Origin of the sequence: Shewanella morhuae, assembly GCF_003028295.1 — a bacterium.
In the GTDB taxonomy this organism is placed as follows: domain Bacteria; phylum Pseudomonadota; class Gammaproteobacteria; order Enterobacterales; family Shewanellaceae; genus Shewanella; species Shewanella morhuae.
The window spans coordinates 825789-844661 of sequence record NZ_PYSG01000003.1 but is presented as its reverse complement, the minus strand read 5'-3'; the positions used below and the strand labels follow the sequence as shown (position 1 = coordinate 844661).

The following is an 18873-nucleotide window of genomic DNA, read 5'->3' as shown; positions in this document are numbered from 1 at the left end:
AACAACATCTACCTGCAAGAGGGATGTTTCGCTCTGCTTCTCCTAAGAGAAGTTAAACAAGCAATCTGTGTGAACACTCAACAAACATTAAGTTAGTCGTATAGGTAAGGAGGTGATCCAGCCCCAGGTTCCCCTAGGGCTACCTTGTTACGACTTCACCCCAGTCATGAACCACAAAGTGGTGAGCGCCCCCCCGAAGGTTAAGCTACCCACTTCTTTTGCAGCCCACTCCCATGGTGTGACGGGCGGTGTGTACAAGGCCCGGGAACGTATTCACCGTGACATTCTGATTCACGATTACTAGCGATTCCGACTTCATGGAGTCGAGTTGCAGACTCCAATCCGGACTACGACGAGCTTTGTGAGATTAGCTCCACCTCGCGGCTTTGCAACCCTCTGTACTCGCCATTGTAGCACGTGTGTAGCCCTACTCGTAAGGGCCATGATGACTTGACGTCGTCCCCACCTTCCTCCGGTTTATCACCGGCAGTCTCCCTAGAGTTCCCACCATTACGTGCTGGCAAATAAGGATAGGGGTTGCGCTCGTTGCGGGACTTAACCCAACATTTCACAACACGAGCTGACGACAGCCATGCAGCACCTGTCTCACAGTTCCCGAAGGCACAAGTCCATCTCTGGTCTCTTCTGTGGATGTCAAGAGTAGGTAAGGTTCTTCGCGTTGCATCGAATTAAACCACATGCTCCACCGCTTGTGCGGGCCCCCGTCAATTCATTTGAGTTTTAACCTTGCGGCCGTACTCCCCAGGCGGTCTACTTAATGCGTTAGCTTGAGAGCCCAGTGTTCAAGACACCAAACTCCGAGTAGACATCGTTTACGGCGTGGACTACCAGGGTATCTAATCCTGTTTGCTCCCCACGCTTTCGTGCCTGAGCGTCAGTCTTTGTCCAGGGGGCCGCCTTCGCCACCGGTATTCCTCCAGATCTCTACGCATTTCACCGCTACACCTGGAATTCTACCCCCCTCTACAAGACTCTAGTTCGCCAGTTCAAAATGCAATTCCCAGGTTGAGCCCGGGGCTTTCACATCTTGCTTAACAAACCGCCTGCGCACGCTTTACGCCCAGTAATTCCGATTAACGCTCGGACCCTCCGTATTACCGCGGCTGCTGGCACGGAGTTAGCCGGTCCTTCTTCTGTAGGTAACGTCACAGTAACGGGCTATTAACACGCTACCTTTCCTCCCTACTGAAAGTGCTTTACAACCCGAAGGCCTTCTTCACACACGCGGCATGGCTGGATCAGGGTTGCCCCCATTGTCCAATATTCCCCACTGCTGCCTCCCGTAGGAGTCTGGGCCGTGTCTCAGTCCCAGTGTGGCTGATCATCCTCTCAGAACAGCTAGGGATCGTCGCCTTGGTGAGCCATTACCTCACCAACTAGCTAATCCCACCTAGGTTCATCCAATCGCGAAAGGCCCGAAGGTCCCCTTCTTTCCCCCGTAGGGCGTATGCGGTATTAGCAGTCGTTTCCAACTGTTATCCCCCTCGACTGGGCAGATCCCTAGGTATTACTCACCCGTCCGCCGCTCGCCGCCTCAGGAGTAAACTCCCTTGCGCTGCCGCTCGACTTGCATGTGTTAGGCCTGCCGCCAGCGTTCAATCTGAGCCATGATCAAACTCTTCAATTAAAGTTTTTTGCTTCTCAACTTCTTATAAATAAGAAGCCAATCAGCGGCTCAATGAATTCTGATTTTTTGTTTCCACATCCCTATAAAGGAAGCAGAAACAAACTGTACATATTGCTATGAACACTCATTGTTACATTGATTTAAATTTTTGACTGCCAACCCGAAGGCTAAGCAGTTTCGATTAACTCAACACCTGTGAGTGTCCACACAGATTTCTTGTTTTATATTGTTAAAGAGCAACTCAATCTCATCAGAGAATGTGAGTACCACGCTGAGCATCAAATGCTTCCAGGTGGCTAGGGCTGCGTATTCTACGCATTTCCCATTGTGCGTCAAGGAGTTTTTACAAACTTTCTCAACACTCATCAATCAGTAAACTTATTGATGAACTGTCACATCAGGCGGCTTAACGCTGTCTGCCGTGTCAGTGGATGCGCATTATAGGCAGCGCGAGATTTTGTGCAAGGGCTTTTTTCGCTAAATTAGCCATTAATTACCGATATCTACACTAGTCACACCCTACCCACAACTTACCCCCAGACTTACCCACTATTATGTTTCGAGACGACTCTTTGCGGGTACAATTTCATAAACCTAACACCATTAAACCTATAAATTCTAAATCACATATTTAAAGGCTATAACAGTGAACTGCAGAGAAATTATTTAATCGCGTATTATTAAGATGCAGTAGTTCTAACGCCAACAAAGGAAATAGTCTTTATGCAGCAAGAAATCTTTCTGCTCAGAGTACCGATGCCCTTAGCAGAGCCTTTATAGCTAACCACACACCCTCTCCACTCAATATGACTCAAGACACTTTTAAAAAGCAGCTTGATGTTAAAGATCTTCAACACACTTAATCACATGGGGCGCGAACACATCAATACCATTTGTATTAATTAACTGGTCAACATTGCCCATTGTCTTAAGCACAATTTGCTCACCCTTTCTTTCTTCTCAATGAAGCTACTCCATGCGATGGAGCATTCGTCATAACCACTAAAACAGCGATTGGCTAACACATTTTGGCGTAGCCATTGCCAGACTTGCTCTATGGGGTTGAGTTCGGGTGAGTAAGGAGGCAGCTTGAGGACAGTCAGATTATCAAAGTCGTCGGCTAACGCTTGTTGATGCCAGCCAGCGCCGTCCATAATGATCAGGGCGTGGCGCCCAAATGACGTTGCAGCAGAAATTAACTTTAAATGTTGGTACATGTATTTGCTGTTAGCATGTGGCAATAATCGCTTCTGTTGCGCCAGTTGCAGGACACACTGTGCCATATAAATACGCCGATTCAAACTGTTGCTGCCTTACTGCGCGTGGACGCGTCCCTTTCTTGGCCCAAATACGGGGGGTAGTATTTTGTTGACCAAATCTGGCTTCATCTTGAAACCAAACATCAATGCGAGCGAGTGCAACATGCCCCGGGGTGTCACGGATCTTTGCCATTAGGAAGTTTTTTAAAAGCCGCTTACACAGCCTCCGATTGTTTCGGGTGGCGAGAGCGAGTGGTTATCCATGAAAAACCCAATTAATGAAGTAAACGGTAGATATTAGCTTGTTTGAATGTCACGCCAAATTCAGACTGAAAAAAATGGCTGAGATCCTTAGCCATGAGCCTCCCGCCTTGCTCAGAGAAACTTCGTTGCTGTACGAATGCTTTAAGACTGGCTTGCTGTGCCAAGGACAGACCTGGATTAGGCTTGTCATCTAGGCCGGATAGTCCTTGGGAAAGGTAAGTGGTAACCCACTTATTAACACTGGTTCTACTGACCTTCAGCATAGTGGCAATAGCGGTACGAGAATGCCCTTCGGTGAAATGCAATAAGGCAAGATAGCGCATGCGCTTTTCTCTGATTTAACTAAGGCTAGGATATTGGGCTTGTTGATACTTTGTAAGGTGAGAAAGTGACGACTTATTAGATCATATAATTAAAGTAAGTGGTATTACAGAACATCGATGCTAGGTGTACTTCGCTAAACGCTTACTTTCTTAAAATCACAGATGCAAAAAAGCCAGCTTATTCAGCTGGCTTCGTTACATCTCATCGAGATAATTAGGCGCTTGGCGATGACCTACTCTCACATGGGGAGACCCCACACTACCATCGGCGCGTTTGCGTTTCACTGCTGAGTTCGGGATGGGATCAGGTGGTTCCACAAGGCTATTGTCACCAAGCAAATTCTGTATTCTAGGATTAAACACTAGATTGTAATGGTGCTGATACCCAGAATCGAACTGGGGACCTCATCCTTACCAAGGATGCGCTCTACCGACTGAGCCATATCAGCAATTCTATACTAATCGATTACGATTATAATTAGGCGCTTGGCGATGACCTACTCTCACATGGGGAGACCCCACACTACCATCGGCGCGTTTGCGTTTCACTGCTGAGTTCGGGATGGGATCAGGTGGTTCCACAAGGCTATTGTCACCAAGCAAATTCTGTTTATTACCGTGTCCATCACTGGCTCACGCTAATAATAATTCGGAAAGCTGATTTCTTGCTTGAGTTCGACAAGTACAAGGATGTACTTGATGTCATAAATGCAGGAGCATTTTATGACCACTTTATTAAGTGTCACTATTCGTCTAAGGCCATATAAAACCCATCTGGGTTGTATGGTTAAGCCTCTCGAGTCATTAGTACATGTTAGCTCAACGCCTCACAACGCTTACACACCATGCCTATCAACGTCCTAGTCTCGAACGGCTCTTTAGAGGAATTAAATTCCTAGGGATGACTCATCTCAGGGCTCGCTTCCCGCTTAGATGCTTTCAGCGGTTATCGATTCCGAACGTAGCTACCGGGCAATGCCATTGGCATGACAACCCGAACACCAGCGGTTCGTCCACTCCGGTCCTCTCGTACTAGGAGCAGCTCCCTTCAATCATCCAACGCCCACGGCAGATAGGGACCGAACTGTCTCACGACGTTCTGAACCCAGCTCGCGTACCACTTTAAATGGCGAACAGCCATACCCTTGGGACCGACTTCAGCCCCAGGATGTGATGAGCCGACATCGAGGTGCCAAACACCGCCGTCGATATGAACTCTTGGGCGGTATCAGCCTGTTATCCCCGGAGTACCTTTTATCCGTTGAGCGATGGCCCTTCCATTCAGAACCACCGGATCACTATGACCTACTTTCGTACCTGCTCGACGTGTATGTCTCGCAGTTAAGCTGGCTTATGCCATTGCACTAACCGTACGATGTCCGACCGTACTTAGCCAACCTTCGTGCTCCTCCGTTACTCTTTGGGAGGAGACCGCCCCAGTCAAACTACCCACCAGGCACTGTCCCGAACCCCGATAAGGGGCCGCGGTTAGAACATCAAAACTACAAGGGTGGTATTTCAAGGACGACTCCATCATGACTAGCGTCACAACTTCATAGTCTCCCACCTATCCTACACATGTAGGTTCAATGTTCAGTGCCAAGCTATAGTAAAGGTTCACGGGGTCTTTCCGTCTAGCCGCGGGTATACGGCATCTTCACCGCAATTTCAACTTCACTGAGTCTCGGCTGGAGACAGCGTGGCCATCATTACGCCATTCGTGCAGGTCGGAACTTACCCGACAAGGAATTTCGCTACCTTAGGACCGTTATAGTTACGGCCGCCGTTTACCGGGGCTTCGATCATGAGCTTCTCTTGCGATAACCCAATCAATTAACCTTCCGGCACCGGGCAGGCGTCACACCGTATACTTCCTCTTGCGAGTTTGCACAGTGCTGTGTTTTTGATAAACAGTTGCAGCCACCTGGTATCTGCGACTCCCGTCAGCTTAGAGAGCAAGTCTCATCACCAACAGGAGCGTACCTTCTCCCGAAGTTACGGTACCATTTTGCCTAGTTCCTTCAGCCGAGTTCTCTCAAGCGCCTTGGTATTCTCTACCCGACCACCTGTGTCGGTTTGGGGTACGATTCCCACTAACCTGAAGCTTAGAAGATTTTCCTGGAAGCATGGCATCAACTACTTCAGTCCCTTAGGACCTCGTCATCAGCTCTCAGTCTGCACACTAAAGTGCGATTCCCCGGATTTGCCTAAGAAATCAACCTACCACCTTAAACGCGGACTACCAACGCCGCGCTAGCCTAGCCTTCTCCGTCTCTCCATCGCAGTTAGCGGAAGTACAGAAATATTAATCTGTTTCCCATCGATTACGCCTTTCGGCCTCACCTTAGGGGTCGACTCACCCTGCCCCGATTAACGTTGGACAGGAACCCTTGGTCTTCCGGCGAGGGGGTTTTTCACCCCCTTTATCGTTACTCATGTCAGCATTCGCACTTCTGATACCTCCAGCGTGGGTTACCCCTTCACCTTCAACGGCTTACAGAACGCTCCTCTACCGCGCAGTCCTAATGGACCGCACCCGTAGCTTCGGTGACTAGCTTAGCCCCGTTACATCTTCCGCGCAGGCCGACTCGACTAGTGAGCTATTACGCTTTCTTTAAATGATGGCTGCTTCTAAGCCAACATCCTAGCTGTCTAAGCCTTCCCACATCGTTTCCCACTTAGCTAGTACTTTGGGACCTTAGCTGACGGTCTGGGTTGTTTCCCTTTTGACGACGGACGTTAGCACCCGCCGTCTGTCTCCCGAGTAGTACTCACTGGTATTCGGAGTTTGCAAAGGGTTGGTAAGTCGGGATGACCCCCTAGCCTTAACAGTGCTCTACCCCCAGTGGTATTCGCTCGAGGCGCTACCTAAATAGCTTTCGAGGAGAACCAGATATCTCCGAGTTTGATTGGCCTTTCACCCCCAGCCACAAGTCATCCGCTAATTTTTCAACATTAGTCGGTTCGGTCCTCCAGTTGATGTTACTCAACCTTCAACCTGCCCATGGCTAGATCACTCGGTTTCGGGTCTACACCTTGCAACTAAACGCGCAGTTAACACTCGGTTTCCCTACGGCTCCGCTATTCGCTTAACCTCGCTACAAAATGTAAGTCGCTGACCCATTATACAAAAGGTACGCAGTCACGGTCTCAAGAACCGCTCCCACTGCTTGTACGTATACGGTTTCAGGTTCTATTTCACTCCCCTCACAGGGGTTCTTTTCGCCTTTCCCTCACGGTACTGGTTCACTATCGGTCAGTCAGGAGTATTTAGCCTTGGAGGATGGTCCCCCCATATTCAAACAGGATGTCACGTGTCCCGCCTTACTCGTTTTCATCTATGGTTAGTTTTCATGTACGGGGCTATCACCCTGTGCCGCTGAGCTTTCCAACTCATTCCACTAACACCCCATAGACTTAAGGGCTAATCCCCGTTCGCTCGCCGCTACTAGGGGAATCTCGGTTGATTTCTTTTCCTAAGGGTACTTAGATGTTTCAGTTCCCCTCGTTCGCCTCTACACACTATGTATTCATGTGCAGATAACAGCTTATGCTGCTGGGTTCCCCCATTCGGACATCGTTAGCTCAAATGCTTGTTACTAGCTCGCCAACGCTTTTCGCAAGTTACTACGTCCTTCATCGCCTCTGACTGCCAAGGCATCCACCGTATACGCTTAGTCGCTTAACCATACAACCCAAATGAGTTTCACTCATCTGCGCCGCATTGCGACCAGCTTGGTTTTACTTGTCTCACTCCCGACCAGGAAGTGGACGCGCCTTAGACGTGAAATACTCTGCCACCACAGCAAAATACTTCACTTTGAATATTCAAGACACTTAATAAAGTGTTTGAGAACTCATGATGCAAGTGTTTCCACACTTACATCGGTTTGTAATTAACATAACGACAGACATCATCATGTTAATCACTATCAGCTTTCCAAATTGTTAAAGAGCGGGCTTAAAAAAGCCAAAGATAATTTTTCAGTTTATCTTTGGCATCTCTATCCATAATGCATATCACTCGTTTTCGGTATAAACCAGTCAAAACAAGCAGTAAATGGTGGAGCTATGCGGGATCGAACCGCAGACCTCCTGCGTGCAAGGCAGGCGCTCTCCCAGCTGAGCTATAGCCCCATTTACATGCAGTGCGAGTAAGTAAGATGTTCCAAACCTCTAAAAGGATTGGTTTGCCAAATCAAGTTCCCACGGCAAATTAACGCGACGTTTAGTTCACTAAACGAGTGTTAATTTAACAAAGGAGAACAAAGATTTGGTGGGTCAGAGTGGACTTGAACCACCGACCTCACCCTTATCAGGGGTGCGCTCTAACCAGCTGAGCTACAGACCCATCTTATTGATAAATCTAAGTTCATCTAGAACCACCGACCTCACCCTACTCTTTATGAGGGGATTGGGGTGCTAACCAGCTGAGCTACAGACCCATCTTTGATAAACCTATTTAACTAGGTTCATCTTTTACTCTTTCTTCTATCAAGCAAATCTGTGTGAACACTCAAAAGGTACACGGATGTACCGAATGTCGAAAATGCAGGAGCATTTTTCGACCAAACATTAAGTTAGTCGTATAGGTAAGGAGGTGATCCAGCCCCAGGTTCCCCTAGGGCTACCTTGTTACGACTTCACCCCAGTCATGAACCACAAAGTGGTGAGCGCCCCCCCGAAGGTTAAGCTACCCACTTCTTTTGCAGCCCACTCCCATGGTGTGACGGGCGGTGTGTACAAGGCCCGGGAACGTATTCACCGTGACATTCTGATTCACGATTACTAGCGATTCCGACTTCATGGAGTCGAGTTGCAGACTCCAATCCGGACTACGACGAGCTTTGTGAGATTAGCTCCACCTCGCGGCTTTGCAACCCTCTGTACTCGCCATTGTAGCACGTGTGTAGCCCTACTCGTAAGGGCCATGATGACTTGACGTCGTCCCCACCTTCCTCCGGTTTATCACCGGCAGTCTCCCTAGAGTTCCCACCATTACGTGCTGGCAAATAAGGATAGGGGTTGCGCTCGTTGCGGGACTTAACCCAACATTTCACAACACGAGCTGACGACAGCCATGCAGCACCTGTCTCACAGTTCCCGAAGGCACAAGTCCATCTCTGGTCTCTTCTGTGGATGTCAAGAGTAGGTAAGGTTCTTCGCGTTGCATCGAATTAAACCACATGCTCCACCGCTTGTGCGGGCCCCCGTCAATTCATTTGAGTTTTAACCTTGCGGCCGTACTCCCCAGGCGGTCTACTTAATGCGTTAGCTTGAGAGCCCAGTGTTCAAGACACCAAACTCCGAGTAGACATCGTTTACGGCGTGGACTACCAGGGTATCTAATCCTGTTTGCTCCCCACGCTTTCGTGCCTGAGCGTCAGTCTTTGTCCAGGGGGCCGCCTTCGCCACCGGTATTCCTCCAGATCTCTACGCATTTCACCGCTACACCTGGAATTCTACCCCCCTCTACAAGACTCTAGTTCGCCAGTTCAAAATGCAATTCCCAGGTTGAGCCCGGGGCTTTCACATCTTGCTTAACAAACCGCCTGCGCACGCTTTACGCCCAGTAATTCCGATTAACGCTCGGACCCTCCGTATTACCGCGGCTGCTGGCACGGAGTTAGCCGGTCCTTCTTCTGTAGGTAACGTCACAGTAACGCGCTATTAACACGCTACCTTTCCTCCCTACTGAAAGTGCTTTACAACCCGAAGGCCTTCTTCACACACGCGGCATGGCTGGATCAGGGTTGCCCCCATTGTCCAATATTCCCCACTGCTGCCTCCCGTAGGAGTCTGGGCCGTGTCTCAGTCCCAGTGTGGCTGATCATCCTCTCAGAACAGCTAGGGATCGTCGCCTTGGTGAGCCATTACCTCACCAACTAGCTAATCCCACCTAGGTTCATCCAATCGCGAAAGGCCCGAAGGTCCCCTTCTTTCCCCCGTAGGGCGTATGCGGTATTAGCAGTCGTTTCCAACTGTTATCCCCCTCGACTGGGCAGATCCCTAGGTATTACTCACCCGTCCGCCGCTCGCCGCCTCAGGAGTAAACTCCCTTGCGCTGCCGCTCGACTTGCATGTGTTAGGCCTGCCGCCAGCGTTCAATCTGAGCCATGATCAAACTCTTCAATTAAAGTTTTTTGCTTCTCAACTTCTTATAAATAAGAAGCCAATCAGCGGCTCAATGAATTCTGATTTTTTGTTTCCACATCCCTATAAAGGAAGCAGAAACAAACTGTACATATTGCTATGAACACTCATTGTTACATTGATTTAAATTTTTGACTGCCAACCCGAAGGCTAAGCAGTTTCGATTAACTCAACACCTGTGAGTGTCCACACAGATTTGCTTGATAAATTGTTAAAGAGCGTTGACCACACACTGATTTCTCAGCGGGTCAGGGCTGCGTATTCTACGCATTCCCGTTAGTGCGTCAAGTAGTTTTTTCAACTTTCTCAACACCCATCGTTAGCTTGCTAACCGATGAACTGACTTAGTTTGATTTGCTTAACTTGCGTTACGCTCATCACCGTGTCAGTGGATGCGCATTATAGGGAGATTGAGAAAGTGCGCAAGGGATTTTTTGCATATTTGTGTTATTTTTTCAATTGTTTAAGTTAGCAACACCATACCCACTACTTATCCTCAGACTTATCCACAAAATGGTGTTTGATGGTTAAATTTACTGCTAATAAGAGTGCTGTTTTAGAGGTTAGTCAGATGAGTGCAATAGAGTCCATTGAAGAATTAAGCAGATTAGCTATATAAGCAGAGCTAGAAGCTAATCCAAATGGCACTGTATTAAAGAGGAAATAAAAAGGCAACTTAGATAAGTTGCCTTTAGTGTTCGGTCTATTCTACTTATTCAGTAGGCTTAATCTGTAAGATGCAGATTAACTAAGTTTGCCATGGCATTGTTTGTATTTACGGCCAGAGCCACAAGGACAAGGATCATTACGACCCACTTTGTCACCATCACGGATCATTGGTGCTTGCGCAGTGACAGCTTCATGCTCATCGCCACCGCCAACAAGTGACTCTGCCGCAGCATGTTGGTAGTCACGTTGGATCTTGGCATCTTCTTCACGACGACGCGCTTCCATTTCTTCCACATCTGACTGAGCTTGCACTTGCACTTTTGACAGCACACTGATGACATCGTGTTTCAAGGTGTTCAACAACTGTTGGAACAACTCGAACGACTCACGTTTATATTCTTGTTTTGGATTCTTCTGTGCGTAGCCACGTAAATGGATACCTTGACGCAGATGGTCCATCGCGGCTAAGTGCTCTTTCCACAAGCCATCGAGCGTTTGTAGCATAACGGCTTTTTCGAATTGACGTAGCACTTGCGCACCAACCATTTCCTCTTTTGCCTTATAAGCCTCACCCCAAGCAGTGATAATACGCTCGCGTAGACTCTCTTCATGCAGATCGTCTTCTTTATCTAGCCATTCTTGGATAGGTAACTTGAGCATAAACTCTTGCTGCAGACGCTGCTCCAATCCAGGGGCATCCCATAGTTCTTCTACAGATTGCGGTGGAATATACTGATCGATAACAGCACCAATCACATCGTCTTGAATGTTTTTGATAGTATCTTCAATACTCTCAGCATCCATTAATTCGTTACGTTGGGCATAAACCACTTGACGTTGATCGTTGGCTACGTCATCAAATTCAAGTAATTGCTTACGAATATCGAAGTTACGTGCTTCAACTTTGCGTTGAGCGTTTTCAATAGCGCGAGACACCCATGGATGCTCGATAGCTTCGCCCTCTTCCATACCCAGTTTTTTCATCATGCTAGAAACACGATCCGAGGCAAAGATACGCATTAAGCTATCTTCCATCGACAGGTAAAAGCGTGATGAACCCGCGTCGCCTTGACGACCGGCACGGCCACGCAATTGGTTATCGATACGGCGTGATTCATGACGTTCAGTGCCTAAGATGTGTAAGCCGCCGGCTGTAATTACTTCGTCATGACGAATTTGCCAATCGGCCTTAATCTTAGCCTTTTGCTCTGGAGTTGGATTATCGAGCTCATCGATTTCCATATTCCAGTTTCCTCCAAGCACGATATCAGTACCACGACCAGCCATGTTAGTGGCAATGGTTACAGAACCAAGACGACCTGCTTGAGCAACAATTTCAGCTTCTTTCTCATGGAACTTAGCGTTCAGTACTTTATGTGGAATATTTTCTTGCACCATTAAGCGTGCTAGTAATTCAGACTGCTCGATTGATACAGTACCCACCAATACTGGCTGACCCCGTTCACGGCAATCTTTAATATCTTTTATAATGGCTTGATATTTTTCATCAGCGGTAAGATAAACCAAATCCGCCATGTCCTTACGCACCATTGGACGGTTTGTCGGTACTACAACGGTGTCTAATCCATAGATGTGTTGGAATTCGAACGCTTCAGTGTCAGCAGTACCTGTCATACCGGCCAGCTTCTCGTATTGACGGAAGTAGTTCTGGAAAGTAATCGACGCCAATGTTTGATTTTCGTTTTGAATGTGCACGCCTTCTTTGGCTTCAACAGCTTGATGTAAGCCCTCTGACCAACGACGACCTGGCATAGTACGACCCGTATGCTCATCGACTATGATGACTTCGTTGTCTTGTACGATGTAATCTACATCACGCTCAAACAGCGTATGCGCACGCAGTGCAGCATTAACATGGTGTAATAGTGAAATATTAGCAGCAGAATAGAGAGAATCGCCTTCGGCTAACATGCCGCGCTCGATTAATAGGTTTTCTACTTTTTCTTGACCGCGTTCGGTGAAATGCACTTGTTTGGCTTTTTCATCGATGCTGTAGTCGCCTTCACCCACAAACTCTTCCGTGTCTTCTTTATCTTGACGGATAAGATTTGGGATCAGTGTATTGATCTTGATATAAAGCTCTGAGCTATCTTCAGCTGCACCGGAAATAATCAGTGGCGTGCGCGCTTCGTCAATTAAGATTGAATCCACTTCATCGATGAGGGCGTAGTGCAATGGACGTTGCACGCGTTCTTGCGGTGAAAACGCCATGTTATCGCGCAAATAATCGAAACCAAACTCGTTGTTGGTACCGTAAGTGATATCGGCGTTATAAGCGGCTTTCTTTTCGTGCTGACCAAGACCAGCCACGTTGATACCCACGGTTAAACCGAGGAACTCAAACAGAGGGCGGTTATTCTCGGCATCACGACGTGCCAGATAATCGTTCACAGTAATGACGTGAACACCTTTACCTGTCAATGCGTTTAAATAAGCCGGTAAAGTCGCCGTTAATGTCTTACCTTCACCCGTGCGCATTTCCGCAATACGATTACTATCAAGTACCATACCGCCGAGTAATTGCACATCGAAATGGCGCATCTCAAATACACGCTTAGACGCTTCACGCACTGTTGCAAACGCTTCAGCCATGATGCTATCTAATGTAGCACCCGTAGCTAAACGCTCACGGAATTCAGCGGTTTTTGCTTTTAATGCTTCATCGGTTAATTTTTCATAATCAGCTTCCAATGCGTTAATACTAATAACGATTTTTTGAAGCCCTTTAAGAGTGCGGTCGTTGCGACTACCAAATACTTTTGTCAGTAATTTACCAAACATCTGAATCACTTATTTTCTGTAGGCCAAGTCCATGATGGGAACTAGAAGCCAATGTTTCAATTAACTTGCTTTACGATAGACAAATTTTTGTGGATCTATTTGTTGTCCGTCGCGCAACACTTCATAATGCACATGAGCCCCAGTTGAGCGCCCCGTGCTTCCCATACTAGCGATAGCATCGCCTTTTGCGACCACATCACCTACAGTCACTGACAAAGCTTTATTATGGCCGTAACGCGTATGTAAACCGTTACCATGGTCAATTTCAACCAACTCGCCATAACCGAACATATTACCGGCAAAGGTGACTACGCCTGCTGCAGTTGCAATCACTTTAGCCCCTTCTCGCCCGGTGAAATCAATCCCTTTATGTACAGTCCTGCGACCGTTAAAAGGATCATTACGTAATCCGTAGGATGATGATAACCAACCTTTATCGAGTGGGACACCTGATATATAACGTTCATCATCTATATGGTGGTTAAATGATACGGTTTCAAGGAGTGAAAGCTGAACATTATTATTGTCAATGCGTGATGCGAGCTTATCCATATCGACGATAAGCTGTCCGAGCTCGATATTAGTGCCTAACTCACTCAAACCACCGACACCAACTTCAGATGAAAAATCAAAATCTTCATCTAGTTTATTTTGCTGGGCGACCTGTTGACCTAAAGCTTCGAGACGGGTGATCTTAGCTTGCATACGTGCAACGTGAGTTACTAACATGGTTAGCTGTGACTCTGTAGCACTTTTTAGCTCTAAGACTTGTTTTTTCTGTTGCTCGCGTACAAGACGATCATTATCGACACTGGCCTGCTGATCTTGAAATAGAGCAGAGCTGTATTGATAAACACCCGATCCCGTCGCCAACAATAGCATTGGAAGTAGCAACCAGCGTTTACTGGGCTGCCAGCGTGTGACGCCATTCCGACCTTGAATAAATACTGTTACACTCATAGCCTAATTCAGCCATCTTATTATCATATGAAAAAGCCCCCTCAAGATCTCAGCAAATTACTGCACCAATCGGGAAAGTTACCCGATCTTGCTGAGAAAGCGGAACTACTGTTGTATCTGGATCAGCATGTGAAGCAGATTATTGCAGGTCCTGTTGCGGAGCAACTAAAAGTCGCTAATTTCCGTCAGGGTGTTCTTGTGATTGAAACGACTTCGGCGGCCTGGGCTGCACGAATTAATTTCCAAAAGCCTAAGCTACTCACGCAGCTCCAAGCAGAAACGCTCCCAATCCTTACCGCAATTGAGGTTAAAGTCAACCCAAGATTAGCAATGTATGACGCAAAGCCTAAACAGGGACATAAAGAATTAAGCATGGAGTCTGCGGAACATATTACTGCATTAGCAGAAAATATTGGTGGCTCATTGGGTGAAAAACTAAAACGGCTGGCCTCATTGGCCAGCCGTAATAAATAACTTCAGCGTTTTTTTAAGCAAATACGGCGCCACCAGGTACCGTAAAGCTAACAGGGACATCGGCTTCTTTTTCAAAGCTGACCAACTCCCACGCATCTTGCTGCGCTAATAAAGCACGCACTAATTGGTTATTCAGTGCATGGCCGGTTTTATATGCCGTAAACTCACCCAAGATAGCGTGTCCAGCAACATATAAGTCACCAAACGCATCTAAAATTTTGTGCTTAACAAACTCATCCTCATAACGCAGGCCGTCGGGATTAAGGACGCGATATTCATCAAGTACAACTGCGTTTTCCATGCTACCGCCCAACGCTAGATTGTTGGCTCGTAAATATTCGATATCTCGCATAAACCCGAACGTACGAGCACGGCTGATATCTTTTACGAAAGCGGATGTTGAAAAATCCATCACCACATGCTGTTGACTACGAGCAATTTCAGGATGTGAAAAGTCAATTTTAAAATTAACTCTAAAACCTTTAAACGGCTTTAACTCAGCCCATTTGTCGCCATCTTCAACACGCACAGGGCGTTTAATCTTTAAATATTTCTTAGGTGCTGCCTGCTCTTTAATACCAGCAGACTGCAATAAGAAGACGAATGGGCTCGCACTACCATCCATTATCGGAATTTCAGGCGCGTCCACTTCGATTACAGCGTTATCTATGCCTAAACCCGCAAGTGCTGCAAATAAATGCTCAATAGTCGAAATTCGAATACCGTCGTCATTGACAAGTGCCGTACACATTGTGGTTTCACGAACTTGTTCCGCCTTCGCTGGAATAGCAACAGCAGGACTCAAATCGGTGCGCACGAGTACGATCCCTGAATTAACGGGCGCGGGCATAATGCTCAAAGTGACCTTGTTGCCAGAATGCAATCCGACACCAGTTGTTTTCACCATTTTTTGAACAGTTCTTTGAAATATCATTCAGTTACCCGTTTAAATTTCAATTATTAAACCTAATATTTTTACACTCAGCGGCGACTAAATAGCCGCACTGGTACCACATAATAACATCATTTTATTATTTCACACAAATTCAGCAGTGTTGTGGCATTGTCTAAACTGAACAACACCGCACAATTATGCTGAGCTCAAGCACTAACATTAGTCGGCTTGTTTGCGCAAAAATGCTGGAATATCAAGATAATCCAACTCATGCTTTGTCGACGGCGCTGGCGTAGATACAGGTTGCGCCGCAGGTACGACGTTGCCTTTTGGCGCAGCATAATTTACATGTACTGCTTCTTCGACATAGGCTTCAACTTTTGGTTCAACGACAACTGGTGTAGGCTCTGGGCGAGGTGCCGGTTTAGAAACCAACTGGATATCAGGACGTTTTTCAGCACCAATACCGGTCGCAACAACCGTTACACGCAGCTCATCACTCATTTCAGGGTCGATGACTGCACCAACAACTACAGTCGCATTGTCAGAGGCGTAAGCTTTAACGTGATTACCCACGGTTTCGAATTCTTCGATACTCATGTCCATACCCGCAGTGATGTTTACTAACACCCCACGTGCACCGGCTAAGTCGATGTCTTCTAATAACGGGCTGGCAACAGCCGCTTCGGCCGCTTCTTCAGCACGATCTTCACCACGAGCAACACCTGTACCCATCATGGCATTACCCATTTCGGACATCACGGTCTTCACATCGGCGAAGTCGACGTTAATCAGGCCAGGGCGAGTGATAAGCTCGGCAATACCTTGTACAGCACCAAGTAACACATTATTTGCTGCGGCAAACGCATCAAGCAATGAAGTACCACGGCCCAATACTTTTAATAACTTTTCATTTGGGATCGTAATTAACGAATCCACATGCTTAGCCAGCTCAGCAATACCTTGCTCGGCATAAACCATGCGTTTTTTCCCTTCAAATGGGAAAGGCTTAGTCACGACTGCAACGGTCAGAATACCTTCTTCGCGAGCAATCTGAGCCACAACGGGTGCTGCGCCTGTACCTGTACCACCGCCCATTCCGGCTGCGATAAAGATCATGTCAGAGCCCTTGATCGCCGCACGAATATTTTCGCGGTCTTCTTCTGCTGCTGCACGACCCACATCTGGGTTTGCCCCTGCTCCGAGACCCTTAGTAACATCACGTCCTAATTGAATCGTTGATCCAGCACCTGATTTTCTCAGGGCCTGAGCGTCTGTATTGGTAACGATAAACTCAACACCTTCAATGTTGTGTTTGACCATATGTTCGACAGCGTTACCGCCGCCGCCGCCAACGCCGATGACTTTAATCACCGCGTCGTCTGAGTGAGTATCCATGATCTCAAACATTGTCTGATCTCCGTGTTGCCTGCGTTATGAAAATTAAAATTCGCCCTTAAACCAACTTTGGACCCGATTCCAAGCGCTAGTTACCCCTTGGCGCTCAGGACGCTCGAACTGACGTTCGATCACCCGTCTAGCACCGTAATGAAGCAGTCCAACTCCAGTGGAGTAAATAGACTGGTCCACGTATTCATATAACCCTTTGATCGGTAGCGGTGACGCTACGCGAACTGGCATGCCGAATGTCGCTTCCGCAATATCAACCACACCTTGTATCGACGCTGTGCCACCTGTGAGCACAATACCTGCGGCGATTTGATCTTCTAATCCACTGTCTTTTAATTCTTTGAGCACTAACTCAAACAGCTCTTGGTATCTTGGCTCTACCACTTCAGCGAGCGTGTGACGTGACATGCTGCGCGATGGACGACCACCTACCGATGGCACTTCGATGCTATCTTCGCGGCTCACCATGGAGCTACGCGCACAGGCGAATTGCACTTTAATTTGTTCAGCATGTGACGATGGCGTGCGGAAAATTTTCGCAATATCATTCGTCACTTGGTTGCCAGCAACTGGTACTACGGCACAATGCCGCAAGGCGCCGTTAGTGTATACCGCAATATCCGTGGTGCCACCGCCAATATCAACGATGCACACACCTAAGTCTTTCTCATCGAAGGTCAGCACGGCATCGGCCGAAGCAATCCCCGAGAACACTAAATCATCGACTTTTAAACCACAACGTTCGACGCTCTTAGTGATGTTCTTCGCCATATCATTGGCGCAGGTCACTATATGCACCTTGGCTTCCATCCGCATACCAGACATACCGATTGGGCTACGAATACCGTCTTGCACATCGATAGCATATTCCTGCGGTAGCACGTGTAAAATGCGACGTTCGGTCGGGATTTTCACCGAGCGAGCCGTATGGATTACGTTATCGACATCTTCCTGTGTCACTTCTTCATCGTTGATCGATACCATGCCATTTTCGTTTTGGCAGGCGATGTGTTTACCTGAAATGCTCAAATAAACTGATGCGACTTGGCAATCTGCCATTAATTCAGCTTGATCGAGCGCACGTTGCACACTGCGAACTATCGAATCTAAATCGTTCACGCCACCTTTATCCATGCCCCTTGAGGGATGGTTGCCAAGGCCGACTATGCTGATTTCACCATCGGGCAGCACTTCGCCTATGATCACTGCGACCTTAGAGGTGCCTATGTCTAACCCGACGATAAGGTTTCTATCTTGGTTTTTGATCATTAATTACCGGCTCTCTTGTTTGTCCATCGCCCCAGCCTACGGCCAACCCTGTGTCGTAGCGTAAATCAACTCTGGCAACAGTTTTGTCTTGTTTTGCCAACACCGGATAAACAGTAATAAATCGCTGTATCCGTGCAATTTTATCTTCTCGACCTAGATCTAAAACAATGCCGTTCGCTAGGGTCGCGTGCCACGCATGTCGTGGCGTTAAATTCAAACTCGCTAAGGTAAAACCATTAATCTTTAATAGAGAATTGACTTGTGCATAGACTGTCAATACCTCAAGCCCCATATCATCTGGTCCAGATAACTGTGGTAAATGCTCAAGTCCCGGATGCGCTGGCGCATCAAAAACATCACCGTGTACATTCAACCACGAGGTGCTATTCCAACGAGCCGCCGGTTGCTGTTCTTGCAAATATACCCTGAGCTTCGCTGGCCACTCACGTCTTACCGATGCGCGATATACCCAAGGTAAGGCTTCTAATGCTTGTTGCACTAAGGTGATGTCAGCACTAAAAAAACTCCGTTGCATCAAATCCTGTAATGCAATCTGAATATCTTTATCTGAGGTGTAAGCCCGCTCACCTTTGATGGCAACCGCCTCAATTGGCAAGGTGGTGGCATCATTTAAAAATTTATGTAACTGATAACCACCAAACAAAAAACTGGCCACGATGAAGAATAAAAAGCCAGCTCCACTCCACAGATACCAATTAACCCGTGACATTTTTGCCCGCCAGTGCC

The 18873-nt window shown here is 47.4% G+C and carries 7 protein-coding genes, 3 tRNA genes, 5 rRNA genes and 1 pseudogene; 1 reads left to right on the top strand and 15 read right to left on the bottom strand.

Features of this window, described 5'->3' with window-relative positions; genetic code table 11:
- Window positions 1-105: 105 nt before the first annotated feature.
- From C9I43_RS18360 to C9I43_RS18310, 11 genes and pseudogenes are all read right to left on the bottom strand, one after another.
- Window positions 106-1648, bottom strand: a 16S ribosomal RNA gene (locus C9I43_RS18360).
- Window positions 1649-2550: 902 nt separating this feature from the next.
- Window positions 2551-3541 (bottom strand): annotated as a pseudogene (locus tag C9I43_RS18355) (IS630 family transposase).
- Between the two features lie 173 nt (window positions 3542-3714).
- Window positions 3715-3830: ribosomal RNA gene (gene rrf, locus C9I43_RS18350) — 5S ribosomal RNA — on the bottom strand.
- Between the two features lie 37 nt (window positions 3831-3867).
- Window positions 3868-3943, bottom strand: a tRNA-Thr gene (locus C9I43_RS18345).
- Window positions 3944-3978: 35 nt separating this feature from the next.
- Window positions 3979-4094: ribosomal RNA gene (gene rrf / locus C9I43_RS18340) — 5S ribosomal RNA — on the bottom strand.
- A 183-nt stretch (window positions 4095-4277) separates the two neighbouring features.
- Window positions 4278-7182, bottom strand: a 23S ribosomal RNA gene (locus C9I43_RS18335).
- A gap of 373 nt (window positions 7183-7555) precedes the next feature.
- Window positions 7556-7631: transfer RNA gene (locus tag C9I43_RS18330), tRNA-Ala, on the bottom strand.
- A 137-nt stretch (window positions 7632-7768) separates the two neighbouring features.
- Window positions 7769-7845, bottom strand: a tRNA-Ile gene (locus C9I43_RS18325).
- A gap of 242 nt (window positions 7846-8087) precedes the next feature.
- Window positions 8088-9630, bottom strand: a 16S ribosomal RNA gene (locus C9I43_RS18320).
- The 16S, 23S and 5S rRNA genes sit together here with 3 tRNA genes alongside, the layout of an rRNA operon.
- Window positions 9631-10391: 761 nt before the next feature.
- Window positions 10392-13118, bottom strand: a complete 2727-nt coding sequence (gene secA / locus C9I43_RS18315) for a preprotein translocase subunit SecA (protein WP_107885064.1) — start codon at window positions 13116-13118, stop codon at window positions 10392-10394.
- 60 nt (window positions 13119-13178) lie between these two features.
- A complete protein-coding gene (locus tag C9I43_RS18310; RefSeq protein WP_076497084.1) occupies window positions 13179-14078 on the bottom strand; it encodes a M23 family metallopeptidase in 900 nt (299 codons plus the stop codon).
- Between the two features lie 27 nt (window positions 14079-14105).
- On the opposite strand from C9I43_RS18310, the gene C9I43_RS18305 reads away from it, so the two are divergent.
- Window positions 14106-14552: a DUF721 domain-containing protein gene (locus C9I43_RS18305; protein ID WP_076497085.1), complete on the top strand. Its 447-nt coding sequence runs from the start codon at window positions 14106-14108 to the stop codon at window positions 14550-14552.
- A 13-nt stretch (window positions 14553-14565) separates the two neighbouring features.
- On the opposite strand, the gene lpxC is transcribed toward C9I43_RS18305, so the two are convergent.
- From lpxC to C9I43_RS18285, 4 genes are all read right to left on the bottom strand, one after another.
- The gene (lpxC, locus tag C9I43_RS18300) at window positions 14566-15486 is read right to left on the bottom strand and encodes a UDP-3-O-acyl-N-acetylglucosamine deacetylase (RefSeq protein WP_107885062.1); all 921 of its coding nucleotides are present in this window, start codon (window positions 15484-15486) and stop codon (window positions 14566-14568) included.
- Window positions 15487-15666: 180 nt separating this feature from the next.
- Window positions 15667-16857: a cell division protein FtsZ gene (ftsZ, locus tag C9I43_RS18295; protein WP_076497087.1), complete on the bottom strand. Its 1191-nt coding sequence runs from the start codon at window positions 16855-16857 to the stop codon at window positions 15667-15669.
- Window positions 16858-16890: 33 nt separating this feature from the next.
- Window positions 16891-18126: a cell division protein FtsA gene (gene ftsA / locus C9I43_RS18290; RefSeq protein WP_076497088.1), complete on the bottom strand. Its 1236-nt coding sequence runs from the start codon at window positions 18124-18126 to the stop codon at window positions 16891-16893.
- Window positions 18107-18856: a cell division protein FtsQ/DivIB gene (locus C9I43_RS18285; protein WP_181317938.1), complete on the bottom strand. Its 750-nt coding sequence runs from the start codon at window positions 18854-18856 to the stop codon at window positions 18107-18109. The genes ftsA and C9I43_RS18285 overlap by 20 nt, the downstream gene beginning before the upstream one ends.
- Window positions 18857-18873 lie beyond the last annotated feature (17 nt).